A 17,000-nucleotide genomic window follows, 5' to 3' on the forward strand; every position below is an offset into this window, starting at 1 on the left:
TTGAAGATGGCGCATCGGCGGCATGGGAGCCCTTTGCGGGCGAGGGCCGGGGGAGGTGGTGGACCAGGGGGGCCTTGCGACATGCCCTGGACGGTGAAGGAGGCCTGCACGTCGCGCTCCAGGCGCACCAATGCCTTGCGCCGGAGCCAGGCGCGGCGGCTGCTCGGGCAGCTGAAGGTGATGGAGAAGGCGCCGGATGACGGCGCCCTGCGTCAGGTATGCCAGCACCCGTCGCGGGCCTCCGCACCTTGGGCACGAGAAGACATCTCCTGCGAACGTCCTGCACGGCAACCCGGCCCAGTCCAGCCTCGGAGCGCGCTGACGCCTCCCGAAACTGCCTACGGTTGCCGCCCCTGCGGAGGGTGCCTCCTCCTCGCCCGACGCTGCCGCTGCGGGGAACCCGCGTGAGCGGATGGCTGGCGCGGGCATCCGGTACACGTTCGGTTTGAAGTAATGCGGCCCGCCCCGGGGAACTGGGACGGGCCGCTTCGCTGTGGTTCATCTACTTCTTCGAACCACTCGACTTGACGCACTCACAGGTTGGGGCTTCGGGGTCTTTGCTGTCGGACACGTGGACGCTGTTCGGCCGCACCGTCCGACCATCCTGGCACTGGGCCGCGCTTCCTGCCTCACAGAGGACTGAGCAAAGGCGGCTGGAGCAACGAGGAGGACGGCGAGGGCAGTCAGAAGTTTCATGCCGCCACTACGGATGCTCTCAATCAATCGGCCAGCCAGAAGAGCTCATCGCCGCTAGCCAGGGCCTTCTCCAGGAACTCCCCGAACGACCTCGCGATGATCTTCGTATAGGTGAGATCCGGAAACGTTCCGTGGTAACCGTCGCGCATGGGGTAGGGGCCCTGGCCCTGGGAAACGTCCACCAAGACGAAGTCCGTATCCTGAAGGTCCACAAGCGCGTACCAATCTGGTGGCCCGTTGGCATCCTCGTCTCGTCCTTGGATGACCACCCGTCCGCGGCGCACTTGATCAAGGGGGAGGATCCAGAAGTTGGTGTCTGGCCAGGGCTTGAAGAGCGCGGCTCCATCGCAGTGCAGGTAGAAGGCGCGGAGATCCTCATCGAGCTTCCAGCCCACGCGCTCTTCAAACGCCGCGATCTGCGCCGGCCTCGCGGGCCGGCGTGGGAAGTGGTGCTGGGTAATCTCTGCCAGAAGGCGCTGCATCGTCGTGGGCATGGCTGTTCGCTCAATCCGCGTACGGGCGCTCAGGGCCGGGCGCCAGCCACTTCCCTCCAGGCGCGTAGCAGGCCGGGTACTCGGCGTTGATGGTGGTGTGCACGTCGTCGGGAACAGGGAGGATATTCCCCGGCGCCGTTGGATCTCCTCCGTGGAGGAAGTCGCGAATGTGGTGCCCGGGCCACGCGCGTCCCGCTGTGTTCGGCCAGGTGCCAAGCTCCTCCGCCCACTCCTCACGGAAGCGAAGGCGTGAGCGTGACCACACCTTCCGCAGGCTCTCTGGGTTGACGACTGTCGGGTAGTCGCAACAGCAGTGCGTGATGGCGAGGCGTCCGCCGGCCTCGGCGGGCATGAACAGGAAGCGACCCTGCCAGTCGCCCTTGATGTCGGCGAGCCACATGCAGCCCATGAGCGGGTAGCCCTGCGCCGCGCACTTCGACTCGCAGCGCGACAAGAACGCGGCGCTGCACTGCCAGGGGCCGTAGTAGATGGTCGTCCGGACCTGCCCGCCGTCCGGCGTCCTGACGACGGACCCGACCCACTTCGCGCGCGCCGGGCTTCCGCCTCCGCCGACGGTGGCCGAACCGCAGCCGACGAGGGCGAGGAGCGCGGCTGCGCTCGCGATACAGCGCGGAAGGAAAGGGTCCGTCATGGGCAATCCATGACAACACGGCGAAAGCAGCAAGTGAAGTCGTGGGCGTGCGGCGGCCCTGTTGGGTAGGACGCGCGGCCCCGACGCGTCGGCATTCGGCACGCACCACACGCGCGCGTGGTGCGACCCCGCGCCACGTCCCCGACGAGGCCCCCAGAGTGAAGCCCTACTTCCAGACCGACACCATCACCCTGGTCCACGCTGACTGCCGCGACGCCCTGGCCGGACTCCAGTCTGAATCCGTCGACGTACTGCTCACCGACCCGCCCTACGGGAGAGCATAGGCGGCATGGGAGCCCTGTTGCGGGCGAAGGCCGGGGGAGGTGGTGGGCCAGGAGGGCCTTGCGACATTCCCTGGACGGTGAAGGAGGCCCCCAAGGAGGCCTGCACGTCGCGCTTCAGGCGCACCACTGCCTTGCGCGGGCGACCGGTTGCCGCGAGCTGCTCGAGAGGGTGCGACCCTCAGCCGAGAGTGACTCCCAGAGCGCCTGCTGCGGTGGCCCCAGCGCCGGAGCCAGGCGCGGGGCTCGACCTGCGTCTGCAAATGCTCACCGTCGGCGCGGACGCGGACGGCTACCCGCTCCTGGTTCCGACCTCCTTCCAACTGGGCGAAGCGCAGCTCGCCAGCAGTAACGGGGCGGCCAGGGGGGCCCTTTCCGAAGGCACCTTCGCGCCCCGGTAGCCACCCCCGGCGTGCTCAAGGCCGGATGGCGACCTTGAGCACGCCGTCCTTGCGCTGGCTGAACAGCTCATACGCGTCGCGGATGTCCTTGAGCGCGAAGCGGTGGGTGAACAGCGGCGTCAGGTCCACGCGCTTCGCCTTCACCAGCGCCATGAGGCGCCGCATGCGCTCCTTGCCGCCCGGGCACAGCGTGGTGACGATGCGGTGGTCCCCCAGCCCCGCGGCGAAGGCGTCGTAGGGCAGCTGGAGCTTGCCGGAGTACACGCCCAGGCTGGACAGCGTGCCGCCGGGGTTGAGCGTGCGCAGCGCGCTCTCGAAGGTCTGCTGCGTGCCCAGCGCTTCAATGGCCACGTCCACGCCACCGCCGGTGAGCCGCTTCACCTCCGCCACCACGTCCTGGTTGCGGAAGTCCAACACCACGTCCGCGCCCAGCTTGCGCGCCATGGCCAGGCGCGTTTCGTCCCCGTCCACGCCAATCACCAGCGACGCGCCCATGAGCCGCGCCCCCACGGTGGCGCACAGGCCGATGGGCCCCTGCGCGAACACCACCACCGCGTCTCCCAGCTTCACGCCGCCGGACTCCGCGCCGCTGAAGCCGGTGGACGCGATGTCCGCCAGCAGCAGCACCTGTTCGTCCAGCAGCTCGTCCGGAATGGGGGCCAGGTTCGCCTGCGCGAAGGGCACGCGCACGTACTCCGCCTGCACGCCGTTCATCGTGTTGCCCAGCCGCCAGCCGCCCATGGCCTGCAGGCCCTCGCCGTGGCCGCACTGCGACGTGTGTCCGGAGAGGCAGCCCCGGCACTGGCCGCATGGCGTGATGGCGCCCACCAGCACGCGCTGGCCCACCTGGTAGCCCGTCACGCCCGGCCCCAGTTCGTCGATGACGCCCACCATCTCATGGCCCACCGTGAGGCCCGGCTGGACCGGATATTCGCCGCGCAGGATGTGCACGTCGGTGCCGCAGATGGTGGTGAGCGTCACCCGGACGACGGCCTCGCCCGCGCCCGCCTTCGGCTTCTCCACGTCCTCCACGCCCACCTTCTGGGGGCCCCGGAACACGGTCGCCTTCATGTGTCACCTCGTCTGTCTTCAGGCGCGCGGCATGCGCACCGTGACCGCGGGCCGGTCGCTGCGGGCCATCACCTGCTGCGCCACCGAGCCCAGCACCATGCGGCTCACCCCCGTGCGGCCGTGCGTGCCCAGGCACACCAGGTCCGCGCAGTGGCGCTCCGCCGCCTGGGTGATGACCCCCGCGACGTCATCGCCCTTGAGCACCGACAGCTCCACCTTGTGACGCCCGTCATGCTCCGGGGTCGGCACGCGCAGCTCCAGTTGATGCCGCGCCGCCTGGAGCTCCTCGGGCGTCGCCTCCGAGGGCTCCACGTGCAGCAGGTGCACGGTGCCGCCCGGGGGCGTGATGGCGAAGGCGTAGGCGATGGCGCGGTCGCCGGCCTCGCCGAAGTCCGTGGTCGCGAGCACCGTCCGCACCCGGGGCGGCTCCTCCTCCAGCCCCTGCTCGCCCGCGCGCACCGGCACGCTCACCACCGACATGGGTGCCAGGCGACGGGCGGACTGGGACACGCTCCACAGCTTCGCGATCGCCCTGCGCTGATGGGTGCCCACTACCAGCAGGTCCACCTGCTCTTCCGTCGCGAGGGCGATGAGGTGGTCCGCGATGCGGCCCAGCCCCGGCTCCAGCCGCGACCGCACCCGCAGGCCCGCGGCGCGCAGGGGCTCCAGCAGCGAGTCCGACTCGTGCTCCAGCGCCTCCCGCAGCTCCGGGGAGATGTCCTTGTAGCTGTGCGGATGCGCGAGCCCCAGCCGCTCCGCCTCGGTGCCCACCCAGACGACGCGGCCCCCCACCACCTCCAGGGGCCCGAGCGCCGCGAACGCCTTCACCCATTCCCGGGCGACCTCGAAGGGTCTGGATCGGTCCACGCCCAGCATGACCCGCAGGGGGCGCTCTCCTCGCGCCCACGCGTCCAGCCCCGTGCCCTCGCGAACCACCAGGAAGGGAACCTCCAGCCGCTGCGCCATCCGGTCGCCCGTGCCCCCCAGGCCCCGGAAGGGCGTGTCCACGCGCGGTGCGCCGGCCACCACCCACTGGATGCCGCGCTGCTCCACCAGCTCCCGCAGCGCCTCCTCGGGCTCGCCCGTGAGGAGCACGGAGTCCACCTGGGCGCCGGTGGAGCGCAACCGGTCGCGCTCGTCCCGCAGCGTGGTCCGGGCGGTTTCGCAGATGGAGTCCCCGAAGGTCCGCACCAGGTTCCCGGTGAGCACGTGCACCAGGCACAGCGGGACGTTCATCCGCCGGGCCAGGAGCGCCGCCGTGTCACACGCGTGCCGGGCGGTGTCCGAGAAGTTGGTCGCGCAGGCGATGGTCATGGCCTCTCCTTGTCAGCCCCTCCGCAACGCTAGGCATCGCGAACGCGCGGCAGGCACCCGGAAGGGGCGGCGGGCGCGGCGCATGCCCGGTGGCCCGCGTCGTCATCGCGGCGCTTCCAGGAACGCGGCGTCCCTCAGCTCCAGGGCCACGCTGTGCGCCCACCGGGTGACGTGCTCCGGATCCCGCCAGTCCCCCGCGTGCTCGCGCGCCATGGCGCGGGCAATGAAGCCCCGGGCGTCGGGCTCCAGCCTTCCTCCGAAGGTCACGTGCCCCCGCGCGCCCACCTGCTCCATGAGGGCCCGGACCTGGGTCGTGGGCGGCACGTTCCCCCGGGACGCCGAGTCGTCGAGCGGGCCGCTGGAGAAGAACCACACGGGCCGCTCGCGCAGGGCCTGCACGTGCCGGTGCACGAAGCGTCGGGCCCGCCGGTGCCAGCGGCCGGCGTAGAGCCCGCCTCCGACGATGACGGCGTCGTAGGCCCGCACGTCGTCGACCTCCTCCGGGGGGAGCGCCCGCGCGTCCAAACCCGCGGCGCGCAGGCCGCTGGCGAGCTGACCGGCGATCTCCCGGGTCCCGCCCAGCTTGCTCCCGTAGGTGATGAGGATCCGCATCCGCGCCCTCCCGGGCGAAGTCCTCCGTCATGCGTGGAGCGGCCGGACGGCGTTCGCAAGAGGCCCCCGGCCGGGCGCCCCTCCCGGCGGCGCGAGCCCATGTGCCGGGAGCACTCGCGTCCGGACAGGCTCTCGGGGGCCGGGTGCATTGCCGACGCCCGTGCAGGACCCCAGCTTCTTCCGGGGGCGTCATGAGAGTCCTTGTGCCAGTCAATCGCCTGCCTCCGGGCTGGGAAGACGCACGCGGCCTGGGGGCGGAAGCGGTGCTGGCGCGTCGCGCGCGTCACGGCCTCAACGACGTGCGGGGCCCGTCGCTCCACCCGCCCGCCCAGAGCCTGCGCGACGCCGCGCGCGACCCGATGCTCTGGTTCCTCGTGGGCACCAGCGCCCTGTACTTCGCCCTGGGGGAGCACGTGGAGGGCGTGGTGATGTTGCTGGCCCTCGTCCCGCTGCTCGGCATGGATGTCTTCCTTCATCACCGGACCCAGGCCTCCACCGAAGGCCTGCGCGGCCGCCTGGCCGAGCGCGCCACGGTGCTGCGCGATGGCGTCGAAGCAGAAGTGCCGGCGCGCGACGTGGTGCCGGGCGACCTGATGCGCGTGGACGCAGGGAGCCCGTTCCCAGCGGATGGCCTGGTCGTGCGGGGACAGGGATTGCAGGCCGAGGAGTCCCCGCTCACCGGCGAGTCGCTGCCCGTGCGCAAGCGGCCGCTGGAGCGCCTCCCGCCCGGCGCCGAGCCCGCGGTGGACACGGTGCACTGGGGGCTCGCTGGGACGCGGCTTCTCACCGGGACGGCCTGGGTGCGCGTCGTCTTCACCGGGGCGGAGACGCTGTATGGGAGCATCATCCGCTCGGCGGGGCAGGAGGCCCGGGCCCGCACGCCGCTGCAGCACGCGGTGGCCCACCTGGTGGCGGTGCTGGTGGGCGTGGCGGGCGCGCTCTGCGCGGTGCTGGCACTGGTCCGCTGGCGCCAGGGCTTCGGGTGGCTGGACGCGCTCTTGAGCGCGGCGACGCTCGGCGTGGCGGCGCTGCCCGAGGAGTTCCCGGTGGCCCTGACGTTCTTCCTGGGCGCGGGCGTGTACCGGCTGGCCCGGCGGCAGGCGCTGGTGCGGCAGTCCGTCTCGGTGGAGAACATCGGCCGGGTGAGCTGCGTCTGCTCGGACAAGACGGGCACGCTGACCGAAGGGCTCCTGCGGGTGACGCGGCTGTTGCCGGCACCCGGGACCTCGCCGCAAGCGCTGCTGCGGACCGCGGTGCTGGCGTCGCGAGAGGAGGGGAAGGACCCCCTGGACGTGGCGCTGCTGGAAGCGGGGGCACGCGAGCTGCCGGGGCTGCCCGGCCCCGCCCGTGAAGCCACCTTCCCGTTCACCGAGGAGCGCCAGCGCGAGACCGCCGTGGTGCGCCAGGGGCCGGGGACGCTGCTCGCCGCGGTGAAGGGCGCGCCCGAGCGGGTGCTGGAGCTGTGCGCGCTTTCCCCGGACGCCGCGCGGGAGTGGGCGCTGCGTGTGGACGCGCTCGCGCGCGAGGGCCACAAGGTCATCGCCTGCGCCCGCCGGACGCTGGACGCGGCGCACTGGCATGGCGGCGAGCCCCAGCAGGGCCTGGACTTCGTGGGGCTCGTGGCCTGCGAGGACCCGGTGCGCGCGGGCGTGGAGGCGGCGGTGCGGGAGTGCCGCGACGCGGGGCTGCGCACGGTGATGGTGACGGGGGACCATCCCCGGACGGCGCTCGCGGTCGCCCGGCGGTTGGGGCTGGGGGGCGAAAATCCACAGGTGCTCACGGGCGCGGCCCTGGAGGCACGGCTGGCGGACACCGGCACGGTGCCCCCCGTGGACGTGGTGGCGCGCGCGCTACCCGCGCAGAAGTACGCGCTGGTGAAGGCGCTGCGGAGACAGGGCGAGGTGGTGGCCGCCACGGGGGACGGGGTGAACGACGTGCCGGCGCTCCAGGCCGCGGACGTGGGCATCGCCATGGGGGAGCGGGGGACGCGCAGCGCTCGCGAGGCGTCCTCCATCGTCCTGCTGAACGACGACTTCGGCACGCTGGTCCGCGCCATCGCGGAGGGCCGGCAGCTCTTCTCCAACCTCCAGCGCTGCTTTCTCTACCTGCTGCTCGTCCACATCCCGCTGGTCGGCACGGCGGCGCTGCTGCCGCTCTGGGGACAGCCGCTGCTGTACCTGCCCATCCACATCGTGTGGCTGGAGCTCATCATCCATCCCACCGCGATGCTGGCCTTCCAGGCGGCCGCGCGGCCCGGGCGCCTCACCCGCGTGAGCGTCAGGCCCGCGGCGCGCTTCTTCTCCTGGCGCGAGTGGCTCCTGCTCACGGGCGTGGGCGGGCTGATGGCATGCGGGCTCGTCTGGGCCTACGCGCGGTGCCTGGCGGAGGGACAGGACGTCGAGCGCGCACGGGCGGTGGCGATGGCCTCGCTCACGCTCGCGAGCGCTGTGTTCGCGGCCGTCCTCACCCGGCTCCGGACGCGCACCGCGCGGTGGGTCTGTGCCCTGACGCTGGGCCTCTCCGCGCTGCTCATCCAGGTGCCCGCGCTGGCCGCGCTCGTGGGCCTGCATCCGCTCCATGCCCGGGACGGCGTCCGGGTCATGGTCGCCGTCGCCGCCGCGCTGGTGCCCCTGCTGCTCGCGTGGCCAGGGGCGCGGGATGGCCTGTCCCGGGCGCCGTCGTGGCGGCCCGGACGGCCCGCGATGATCCCGGGGTCCTCATGACGCGTCCGCCTCTCGTCATCCGGCCCGCCCCCTCTCCCCGGAAGGGGACACTCCGCTTCGCGCGGATGGTCGCGTGGCTCGTCCCTGTCGCAAGCGCGTTCGCGCTCCTGGTGGGCGTGCTCCTGTGGGGCGGGTGGGCCCTGTCCTCCTCCTGGCCTCCGGACCGTGCGGCGCCCTGGTCCGCGGGGGGACTGATCTTCGCGGGCGGCGCGCTCTGGCTGCTCCACCCTCGGGACGCGCACGCGGGGAGGCGGGCCGCGGGACGGGGGCTGGCGACGGTGGCCGGGGTCATGGGGGGCGTGGCGCTCACCCGGGAGTCGGTTGGCGGCGGGCTGTGCCTGGTGCTCACGGGGCTGTCGCTCTGGAGCCTCAACGTGCGCACGCGGGGGGGAAGGTCCCCGGCGCGGTGGCTCGCCTCGTGCGCCGCGATGCTCGCGGCGTGGGAGCTGCTCGGGGGGCTGTATCAGCATCACTGGTTCGGCCTGCCTCCCCTGAACACCGTGCCGGAGGTCTCCAGGGCGCCATGGCTTCCCATGTCGCTGGCCCTGCTGCTGCTTGCATGGGGGCTGCTCTCCCTCCACCCCGAGCAGGGCGTGATGGGCACGCTGCTGCGCGAGGACCTCGGGGGACACTCGGCGCGGCGGCTGCTGCTCGCGGTCCTGGTCGTCGTGCCCACGGCGGGCGCGGCCCGGCTCCTGGGAGAGCGGCTGGGGCTCTATGGGACCACCGAGGGCAGCACGCTCTTCGTACTCGTCACGATGGCGGCGTTCCTCGCCGTGGCCCTCTGGAACGCGAACGCCCTCTCACGCCTGGACGCGAGCCGGCGGCGGACCGAGCAGTCGCTGCGGCTGTCACAGGCGCGCTTCGGCGGCATCGTCACCCACGCCGCGGACGCCATCATCTCCGTCGACGCCTCGCAGCGCATCATCCTGTTCAACGAGAGCGCCGAGCGCATCTTCGGCCATCCCGCGAGCGAGGCCCTGGGACAGCCGCTGGACATCCTCCTCCCCGAGAGCCTCCGGGACATCCATGCGCGGCACGTGCGGCACTTCATGCGGGGCCCGGTGACGTCCCGGCACATGGGCGAGCGGCTGCCCATCGTCGGCCAGCGCAAGGGTGGAGAGCGGTTCCCCGCGGAGGCCAGCATCTCCAGGCTGGACGTGGACGGCACGCTGCTGCTCACCGTCATCCTCCGGGACATCAGCGAGCGGCGGAAGGCGGAGGACCAGCTGCGCCTGAGCGAGGCGCGCTTCCGCACCTCGTTCGAGGGCGCTCCCGTCGGCATGGCCCTGGTGGGCCTGGACGGACGCTTCCTCCACGTGAACGCGGCGCTCTGCGAGCTGGTGGGCTACTCCCGCGAGGAGTTGCTCAGCCGGTCCTTCCAGGACCTCACCGCGCCGGAGGACCTGGCGCTGGACCAGGAGAACGCCGCGAGGATGCGCCGGGGCGAACTCACGTCCTTCCAGCGGGAGAAGCACTACCTGCGCAAGGACGGCCGGCGCATCGCCATCCTCCTGTGGGGCGCGGTGGTGCGCGACGCCGAGGGCAGACCGCTCCACTTCATCTCGCAGATGCAGGACATCACCGAGCGTCAGGAGCTGGAGCAGGCCTGGCGCTTCCTGGCGGACGTGGGGCCGCGGCTCGCGGCGTCGCTGTCGTCGCGAACGACACTGGCCACGGTGGCGCGGCTCCCCGTACCGGTGCTGGCGGACTGGTGCGTGGTGGCCTGCCTGGACGCGGGCGGACGCCTCCATCACGTGGAGAGCGCGGCCGAGGACCCGTGGATGGCGGAGCGGCTGCGGACGCTGGGTGCGGCGTACGGGCAGGAGCCCCGCCCGCCGGACCCCGTCACCGCCTCCGTGCTGCGCACGGGACGCTCCCTGCTGCTGCCAGAGGTCCCGCCCGAGGTGTTCGAGGCGGCCGCGGTGGATGCCCGGCACCTGGAGCAGCTGCGCGCACTAGAGCCCCGGTCGGCCATCCTCGTGCCGCTGCGCAGCCGGGACCGGAACCTGGGCGTCATCCTGCTCGCGACCTCCGGGTCCGGGCGCCGCTACGGGGCCCGCGAGCTGGCCCAGGCGGAGGAGCTGGCCCGCCGCGCCGCGCTCGCCATCGACAATGCCCGCCTGTACGAACGCTCCGAGCAGGCCATCCGCATGCGCGAGGAGGTGCTGCGCGTCGTGGCGCATGACCTGCGCGCGCCGCTCAACGTCATCCAGCTGAGCGCGAGCATGCTGCGCAAGGACCTGCCCGAAGGCGATGGTGCCCGGCACCGCCTGGAGACGCTCCAGAAGTCGGTCCAGCGGGCGAACCGGCTCATCCAGGACCTGCTGGACGTGGCCCGGATGGACGGGGGCATCCTGCCGGTGGAGCGCAAGCCGCTGGAGGTGGCGTCGCTCATCCAGGAAGCGCTGGAGCAGCACCGGGGGCTCGCGGAGGCCCGGTCGCTACGGCTCCAGGCCCACGTGCCGGACGGGGTGCCCCGCGTCCTGGCGGATCCGGAGCGGCTGTCGCAGATCCTCTCCAACCTCCTGGGCAACGCGCTCAAGTTCACGCCCGAGGGAGGCCACGTCCTGCTGCGCGTCCAGCCGGAGGCGGGCCAGGTCCGCTTCCTGGTGACGGACACGGGCCCCGGCATCGCGGCGGAGGACCGGCCGCGCATCTTCGAGCGCTTCTGGCAGGCCGGGCCGAAGCGCAAGGAGGGCGCGGGGCTGGGGCTCGCCATCGTGAAGGGGCTGGTGGAGGCGCACGGGGGCCAGGTCGGCGTGGAGAGCGCGCCCGGCGCGGGGAGCACGTTCTTCTTCACGCTGCCCGTGGCGGAGGCCGCGGACGCGCACGCCAGCGCGCACGCGTGAGGCGCGCCCTACCGGCGCAGCGCGGCCTCCAGCAGCAGCCGCCGCTCCGCCGCCGCGACGACCGCCCGGGTGGCGGCGACGGCCCCGGGGTCCACGGACAGGGAGGTGATGCCCGCGCGCACCAGGTGCTCCGCGAAGGCCGGGCGGTTGGACGGAGCCTGGCCGCAGAGCGACGACGTGATGCCCGCCTCCCGGCTGGCCCGGATGATGCGGACGATGGCGTCCAGCACCGCCGCGTCCTCCTCGTCGAAGAGCTCCGCGCACAGCTCCGAGTCCCGATCCACGCCCAGCATGAGCTGCGTGAGGTCATTGGAGCCGATGGACACGCCGGTGATGCCCATCCGCGCGTACTCCGGGATGCGGTAGACGACGGAGGGCACCTCCGCCATCACCCAGCGCTCCAGCCCGCGCTGGCGTCCCAGCGCGCTCGTGTCCACGGCCTCCAGGCACGCCTCCAGCTCCCACTTCGTCCGCACGAAGGGAATCATCAGGTGCAGGTTGGGGGTCTCCTCGCGCACGCGGGCGAGCACCTCCAGCTCCAACTGGAACACCTCGGGCTCGCGCAGGTAGCGGTAGCAGCCGCGAAAGCCAATCATCGGGTTGGCCTCGGTGGCCTCGAAGTCGCTTCCGCCCTCCAGCCCCCGGAACTCGTTCGTGCGGAAGTCCGTGGTCCGGTACACCACCGGGCGGCCCCGGAAGGCGCGGGTGATGGAGAGCAGCGCGCCGGACATCCGCTCGACGAATTCGCGGCCGCGGCCCTCCGCGATGAGCTTGCGCGGGTGCACGCCGCCCAGCGCCTCGGTGAGCATGAACTCCGCCCGCAGCAGCCCTACGCCGTCCACCGGGAGCGCCGCCGCCTCCTCGGCCTGCCCAGGCAGGGCCAGGTTCACGTAGAGGCGCGTTCCCAGCGCCTCGGGCGCGGCGGCTTCACCCGTGCGCGCGGCCTCCTTCCGGGCCGGCGCGCCCACCGTGACGCCGGACGGTGCCTCCGGGGCACGGCCCTCGCGCACGGTGCCGGCGGCGCCGTCCACGGTGACCTCCTCCCCGTCGCGCAGGACCTTCGTGGCGGTGCGCGTGCCCACCACGCAGGGCTTGCGCAGCTCCCGACTGACGATGGCCGCGTGGCACGTCATGCCGCCGCTGTCGGTGACGACCGCCGCCGCGCGCCGCAGCGTGGGCACCCAGTCCGGGGACGTCATGGGCGCGACGAGGATCTCCCCTGCCTCCAGCCGCGAGTCCTCCCGGGCGTCGCGCAGCACGCGCACGCGGCCGGACACGGTGCCGGGAGACGCGCCCAGCCCGGACACGAGCGTCCTATCGCTGGGGGCGACGGGGGCGGCGGGCGTGTCGGCTTGCGTGGCGCCCTCCAGCGCGGTCGTCACCGGACGCGACTGGACCAGGTAGAACCTCCCGTCCTGTTCCGCCCACTCGATGTCCTGGGGCGCGCCGTAGTGGCGCTCCACGCGCAGCCCCAGGCGCGCCAGCTCCAGCACCTGCACGTCCGTGAGCACCCGCGCGCGGGCTTGGTCCGGCGGCAGGTCCTCGCGCCGCTCGCGGCCCACGCCCTCACGCACCAGCCGGAAGGCCTTCACGCCCACGCGGGCCTCCAGGATGCGGGGCCCCGCGCGGTCCACGACGTAGGTGTCGGGCTCCACCTGTCCGCCCACGACGACTTCTCCCAGGCCGAAGGCCCCCTCGATGATCAGGTGCCCGCGGTCGCCGCTGGCCGGGTCCACGGTGAACAGGACGCCCGAGCGCGTCGAGTCCACCATGGCCTGCACCACCACGGCGATCTCCGGCACCTGCGTGAGCCCCTGGGCCTTGCGGTAGGCCACCACGCGCGGGGCGAAGGCCGAGGCCCAGCACGCCCGCACGCGTGCGATGAGCGCGTCATCGCCCGCCACGTTGGTGAACGACTCGTGCATGCCCGCGAAGGAGGTGGTGGCCGTGTCCTCCGCGGTGGCGGACGAGCGCACCGCGACGGCGGTGCACTCCCACAGCCGGTGGTAGGCTGCGAGGATGTCGGTGTGCAGCCAGTCCGGCAGGGGCGCCTGGAGCACCAGGCCGCGCAGCGACTGCGTGAGCTCCGCGAGCGACCGGGAGTCGTCCGGGTCCACGCGCTCCCACAGCTCTCGCAGCTGGGCGCGCACGGGCTCCATGGCGTGATGGAAGGCGGCTGCGGTGATGACGAAGCCTGGCGGCACGGGCAGCCCGGCGCGCGTCAGCTCTCCCAGGTTGGCGCCCTTGCCTCCAGCCTGGGCCACGTCCTCGCGGGACAGGGCATCGAAATAGAGGATGGACGGGAGCGGAACCGGCTGGGGGCGCGGTGCCTGGGGAGCGGGCTCTGCGGGAAGGGACGGGTCCATGGTCTGGGGCTCCTGGCGCGGAAGGCTTCCGGGCCGGTGCGTCCGCGCTCCTTCCAACCTGGGGCCGGCGCTTCCCCCGCGCACTGGCGGGCCCTGGGGCTGGCGCTTCATCCGCCGCCGGTGCGCGGATGCCGCGCACCATGCTTATCCGGACGGGTATGCACGCGCTCCAGGACTGGACCCAACGCTACGCGGACCGGGTGGTGACGGCCGAGGAGGCCCTCGTCCACGTCCCGCCGGGAAGGCGCATCCTCATCGGCTCGGGGGCGGCGGAGCCGGTGGCGCTGGTGCGGGCCCTGGTGGAGCGCGGTGCCTTCCTGGCGGACAACGAGGTGGTGCACCTGCTGACGCTGGGGCCCGCGCCCTACGTGGAGCCCGCGCAGGCCGGGCGCTTCCGCCACGTCGCCTTCTTCATCGGGCCCAACGTGCGCCAGGCCGTGCAGGAGGGGAGAGCGGACTTCATGCCGGTGTTCCTTTCCGAAATCCCGGAGCTCATCCGGAGCCGGAGGATCCGCATCGACGTGGCGCTCATCCAGGTCAGCCCGCCGGACGTCCATGGCTACGTCAGCCTGGGCGTCTCCGTGGACATCGTGCGCGCCGCGGTGGACGCCGCCTCGCTCGTCATCGCGGAGGTCAACCCGGACATGCCGCGCACGCACGGGGACTCGTTCCTGGACGTGCGCCGCATCCACCACCTGGTGCCGGTGGCGCGCCCCCTGCTGGAGGTCCACCCCGAGCCGCCCGACGCGGTGTCCCGCGGCATCGGCGAGCACGTCGCCCGGCTCATCCCGGACGGCGCCACGCTGCAGTCGGGCATCGGCAGGATTCCCGACGCGGTGCTGGCGGCGCTCGTGAATCATCACGACCTGGGCCTCCACACGGAGATGCTCTCCGACGGGGTCATGGACCTGGTGGAGGCGGGCGTCATCACCGGGCGCCGCAAGACGTGGCTGCCGGGCAAGCTGGTCACGTCGTTCATCATGGGCAGCCAGCGGCTCTACGCCTGGGCGCATGACCACCCCGCCATCGAGATGCGCCCCAGCGACGACACCAACGCCCCGGCGGTGGTGGCGCGCAACGCGCGGATGGTCGCCATCAACGCCGCCCTGGCGGTGGACCTCACCGGGCAGGTGGCGGCGGACACGCTGGGCGGCTGCTTCTATTCCGGCATCGGCGGGCAGGTGGACTTCATCCGCGGCGCGAACCAGAGCGCCGGCGGGCGGGCCATCATCGCGCTGCCCTCCACGGCGAAGGGCGGAGCGGTGAGCCGCATCCAGGGGGCGCTCGCGCCCGACACCGGCGTCGTCACCAGCCGGGGCGACGTGCACTTCGTGGTGACGGAGTTCGGCGTCGCGGACCTCTGGGGCAAGAGCATCCGCGAGCGCGCGCTCGCGCTGGTCGCCATCGCCCACCCGGACTTCCGGGCGGAGTTGATGGCCGCGGCCAAGGCCCGCCGCTGGGTGCTGCCGGACCAGGTGGTGCCCCGCGCCCGCTATCCCTGGGCGGAGGCGCGGCTGGAGCACACGCTGTCCCACGACGCGCTGGTGGTCCGTCCCGCGCGCGTCACCGACGAGCGCGCCCTGCAGGACCTGCTGTACCGCCTGTCGAGCGAGAGCGGCTACCGGCGCTTCATGGGTTTCCGCAAGGCGTACCCGCACGAGGAGATGCAGCGGCTGGTGGACCTGGACTTCCAGGACGCCCTGGCCCTGGTCGCGTGCCCGCCGGACACGGACGAGGTGGTGGGCGAGGTGCACTACCTCGTGGACCCCGCCACGCGGCTGGGGGACGTGGCCTTCGTGGTGCGGGACGACTGGCAGGGCCGGGGCGTGGGCACGCTGCTGATGCGGCGCATCCGCGAGGCCGCCATGGCCCGGGGCCTTCCCGGCTTCCAGGCGGACGTGCTGGTGACGAACACGTCCATGATGGCCGTCTTCCACGAAAGCGGACTGCCCGTGCGCAGCCGCCGCGAGGACGGCGTGTACCACCTGGAGCTGCTCTTCCCCATGCCGCCCGGCGCTCCCGGGGCCGGGCAGGCCCCCGCGGTGCCCGCCCCGGGGTGAGGGCCCGCGCCTGCCCCTCCCTCGTGGCCCCTTGTCCCCGCGAGGCCCGGCCCCAACGTTCCGCTCGTTGGGGGCCTCCTGCATGAACCCGGAGAGCGAGGCCCCGGATGCATGGGGGCGGGCATGGCCATCGTCGTCGGAACCGATTTCTCGGAGCATGCCCAGGAAGGGGTCCGTGTCGCGGCCGCCCTCGCGAGGAAGACGGGCGAGCCGTTGTCGCTCGTGCACGTCGCGGAGCCCGGGATGCTCCGGCGTGACTGGCCGGCCGAGCGCGGCGGCGCCATCACCGACCTCGAACAGCGGCTGGAAGCCGAGGCCGCCGCGTTGCGCGGCGAGGGCCTGACCGTGGAGCCGCGGGTGCTCATGGGCATGCCGGACGAGGTGCTCGTCGCGCACGCGGACCAGCTCCAGGCGCGGATGATGGTCACGGCGGCGCTGGGCTGGCGCTCGGAGAAGCGCTGGCGGCTGGGCAGTGTTCCGGCGCGCGTCGCGCAGGCCGCGCACTGTCCGTTCCTCATGGTCCGCCTGGCCGCGCCCTTCCTCGAGTGGTGCCAGGGCCAGCGCCCCCTGCGGGTCACCGTGGGGGATGACTTCTCCCGGAGCGCGGAGGTCGCGCTGCGCTGGCTTCCGGAGCTGCGCCGGGTGGGGCCCGTCGAACTGACGGTCGCGCACGTCTACAACCCCGCCACGGAGTACGGCCGGCTCGGGCTGTACCGCGCGGACGAGGGGCCGGCGGGCATCGAGTCCGTCCTGACGCGCGACCTGCGCGAGCGCCTCGAGCGCATCGGCGAGCCCCGGGCGGAGCTCCGGCTGGACCTGGGCTATGGGAGCGTCGTGGAGCCGCTCGGCACGCTCGCGCAGGAGGCGAAGGCGGACCTGCTGCTCCTGGGAACCCACCAGCGCCGGGGGCTGCGGCGGCTGCGGCGGGGCTCGGTCTCGCTGCCCTCGCTCCAGGCCGCGCCGGTGGCGGCGGTCGCGTGCGTGCCGGTCGCGGGACCTCGGGAGGCCCCGGTGTCCATGGACATCCCGTCCATCCGGCGCGTGCTCGTCTCCACGGACTTCTCGCCGCTGGCGAACCTGGCCATCCCCCATGCCCTGTCGCTTTTGCCCCGGGGCGGGGAGCTCATCCTGACGCACGTCATCGAGTCCCCCCTCCCCGTCGTCTACGCGGACTTCTGGCCCGCGGTGACACTGGGCGACATGGGGGACGAGGAGGAGGTGCGCCGCGAGCTCCAGGCCCTGATTCCCGGCGACGCGGAGCGCCGGGGCATCACCGTCCGGGTGGAGCTGCTGTCGGGCGTCCACGCCGCGCAGACGCTCTGCCAGGCGGCGGAGCGGTTTGGCGCGGACATCTTCTGCCTGGGCTCGCACGGCCGGACGGGCGTGCGCCGCGCGGTGCTCGGGTCCGTGGCCCAGGAGGTGGTGGCCCGCAGCCGCCGGCCGGTGCTGGTGGTCAAACACCTCGCGCTGCCGTGACG

10 protein-coding genes are annotated in these 17,000 nt (G+C 73.1%); 4 read left to right on the plus strand and 6 right to left on the minus strand.

All coding sequences use genetic code 11. The features are described from left to right. Positions 1-719: 719 nt before the first annotated feature. The 5 genes from JYK02_RS37900 to JYK02_RS37920 form a co-directional block, all read right to left on the minus strand. Positions 720-1,190, minus strand: coding sequence for an SMI1/KNR4 family protein (locus JYK02_RS37900; RefSeq protein ID WP_207057836.1), 471 nt, complete (start codon positions 1,188-1,190; stop codon positions 720-722). A gap of 10 nt (positions 1,191-1,200) precedes the next feature. Continuing rightward, positions 1,201-1,842, minus strand: coding sequence for a hypothetical protein (locus JYK02_RS37905; protein WP_207057837.1), 642 nt, complete (start codon positions 1,840-1,842; stop codon positions 1,201-1,203). Between the two features lie 697 nt (positions 1,843-2,539). Beyond that, entirely contained in the window at positions 2,540-3,595 is a 1,056-nt protein-coding gene (locus JYK02_RS37910; protein WP_207057838.1) for a zinc-binding dehydrogenase, read from the minus strand. A gap of 18 nt (positions 3,596-3,613) precedes the next feature. Continuing rightward, positions 3,614-4,909 (minus strand): universal stress protein, encoded by a 1,296-nt coding sequence (locus JYK02_RS37915; RefSeq protein WP_207057839.1) that lies wholly within the window; start codon positions 4,907-4,909, stop codon positions 3,614-3,616. Positions 4,910-5,011: 102 nt separating this feature from the next. After that, the gene (locus JYK02_RS37920; RefSeq protein ID WP_207057840.1) at positions 5,012-5,521 is read right to left on the minus strand and encodes a flavodoxin domain-containing protein; all 510 of its coding nucleotides are present in this window, start codon (positions 5,519-5,521) and stop codon (positions 5,012-5,014) included. 203 nt (positions 5,522-5,724) lie between these two features. On the opposite strand from JYK02_RS37920, the gene JYK02_RS37925 reads away from it, so the two are divergent. Together JYK02_RS37925 and JYK02_RS37930 are read left to right on the plus strand one after the other, a co-directional pair. Next, positions 5,725-8,244 (plus strand): HAD-IC family P-type ATPase, encoded by a 2,520-nt coding sequence (locus JYK02_RS37925; RefSeq protein WP_207057841.1) that lies wholly within the window; start codon positions 5,725-5,727, stop codon positions 8,242-8,244. Next, positions 8,241-11,096 carry a PAS domain S-box protein gene (locus tag JYK02_RS37930; RefSeq protein ID WP_207057842.1) on the plus strand — a complete coding sequence of 952 codons (2,856 nt, stop codon included), beginning with the start codon at positions 8,241-8,243 and terminating at the stop codon, positions 11,094-11,096. Before JYK02_RS37925 ends, JYK02_RS37930 begins: the two co-directional genes overlap by 4 nt. A gap of 8 nt (positions 11,097-11,104) precedes the next feature. Here JYK02_RS37930 and ppsA read toward each other — a convergent pair whose 3' ends face one another. Further along, complete coding sequence (gene ppsA / locus JYK02_RS37935) at positions 11,105-13,462, minus strand: phosphoenolpyruvate synthase (protein ID WP_207057843.1); 2,358 nt, start codon at positions 13,460-13,462, stop codon at positions 11,105-11,107. A gap of 140 nt (positions 13,463-13,602) precedes the next feature. Between ppsA and JYK02_RS37940 the strand changes: the two genes are divergently transcribed. Together JYK02_RS37940 and JYK02_RS37945 are read left to right on the plus strand one after the other, a co-directional pair. Beyond that, entirely contained in the window at positions 13,603-15,522 is a 1,920-nt protein-coding gene (locus JYK02_RS37940; RefSeq protein ID WP_242589628.1) for a bifunctional acetyl-CoA hydrolase/transferase family protein/GNAT family N-acetyltransferase, read from the plus strand. A gap of 123 nt (positions 15,523-15,645) precedes the next feature. Beyond that, positions 15,646-16,998, plus strand: coding sequence for a universal stress protein (locus tag JYK02_RS37945; protein ID WP_207057844.1), 1,353 nt, complete (start codon positions 15,646-15,648; stop codon positions 16,996-16,998). The last annotated feature ends 2 nt before the right edge of the window (positions 16,999-17,000 follow it).

The organism is Corallococcus macrosporus, from assembly GCF_017302985.1.
Classification (GTDB): domain Bacteria; phylum Myxococcota; class Myxococcia; order Myxococcales; family Myxococcaceae; genus Corallococcus; species Corallococcus macrosporus_A.

Coding starts and splice junctions, on each gene's coding strand:
- JYK02_RS37900 (WP_207057836.1), bottom strand. CDS start 1,190: ATGCCCACGACGATGCAGCGCCTTCTGGCAGAGATTACCCAGCACCAC.
- JYK02_RS37905 (WP_207057837.1), bottom strand. CDS start 1,842: ATGACGGACCCTTTCCTTCCGCGCTGTATCGCGAGCGCAGCCGCGCTC.
- JYK02_RS37910 (WP_207057838.1), bottom strand. CDS start 3,595: ATGAAGGCGACCGTGTTCCGGGGCCCCCAGAAGGTGGGCGTGGAGGAC.
- JYK02_RS37915 (WP_207057839.1), bottom strand. CDS start 4,909: ATGACCATCGCCTGCGCGACCAACTTCTCGGACACCGCCCGGCACGCG.
- JYK02_RS37920 (WP_207057840.1), bottom strand. CDS start 5,521: ATGCGGATCCTCATCACCTACGGGAGCAAGCTGGGCGGGACCCGGGAG.
- JYK02_RS37930 (WP_207057842.1), top strand. CDS start 8,241: ATGACGCGTCCGCCTCTCGTCATCCGGCCCGCCCCCTCTCCCCGGAAG.
- ppsA (WP_207057843.1), bottom strand. CDS start 13,462: ATGGACCCGTCCCTTCCCGCAGAGCCCGCTCCCCAGGCACCGCGCCCC.
- JYK02_RS37940 (WP_242589628.1), top strand. CDS start 13,603: ATGCTTATCCGGACGGGTATGCACGCGCTCCAGGACTGGACCCAACGC.
- JYK02_RS37945 (WP_207057844.1), top strand. CDS start 15,646: ATGGCCATCGTCGTCGGAACCGATTTCTCGGAGCATGCCCAGGAAGGG.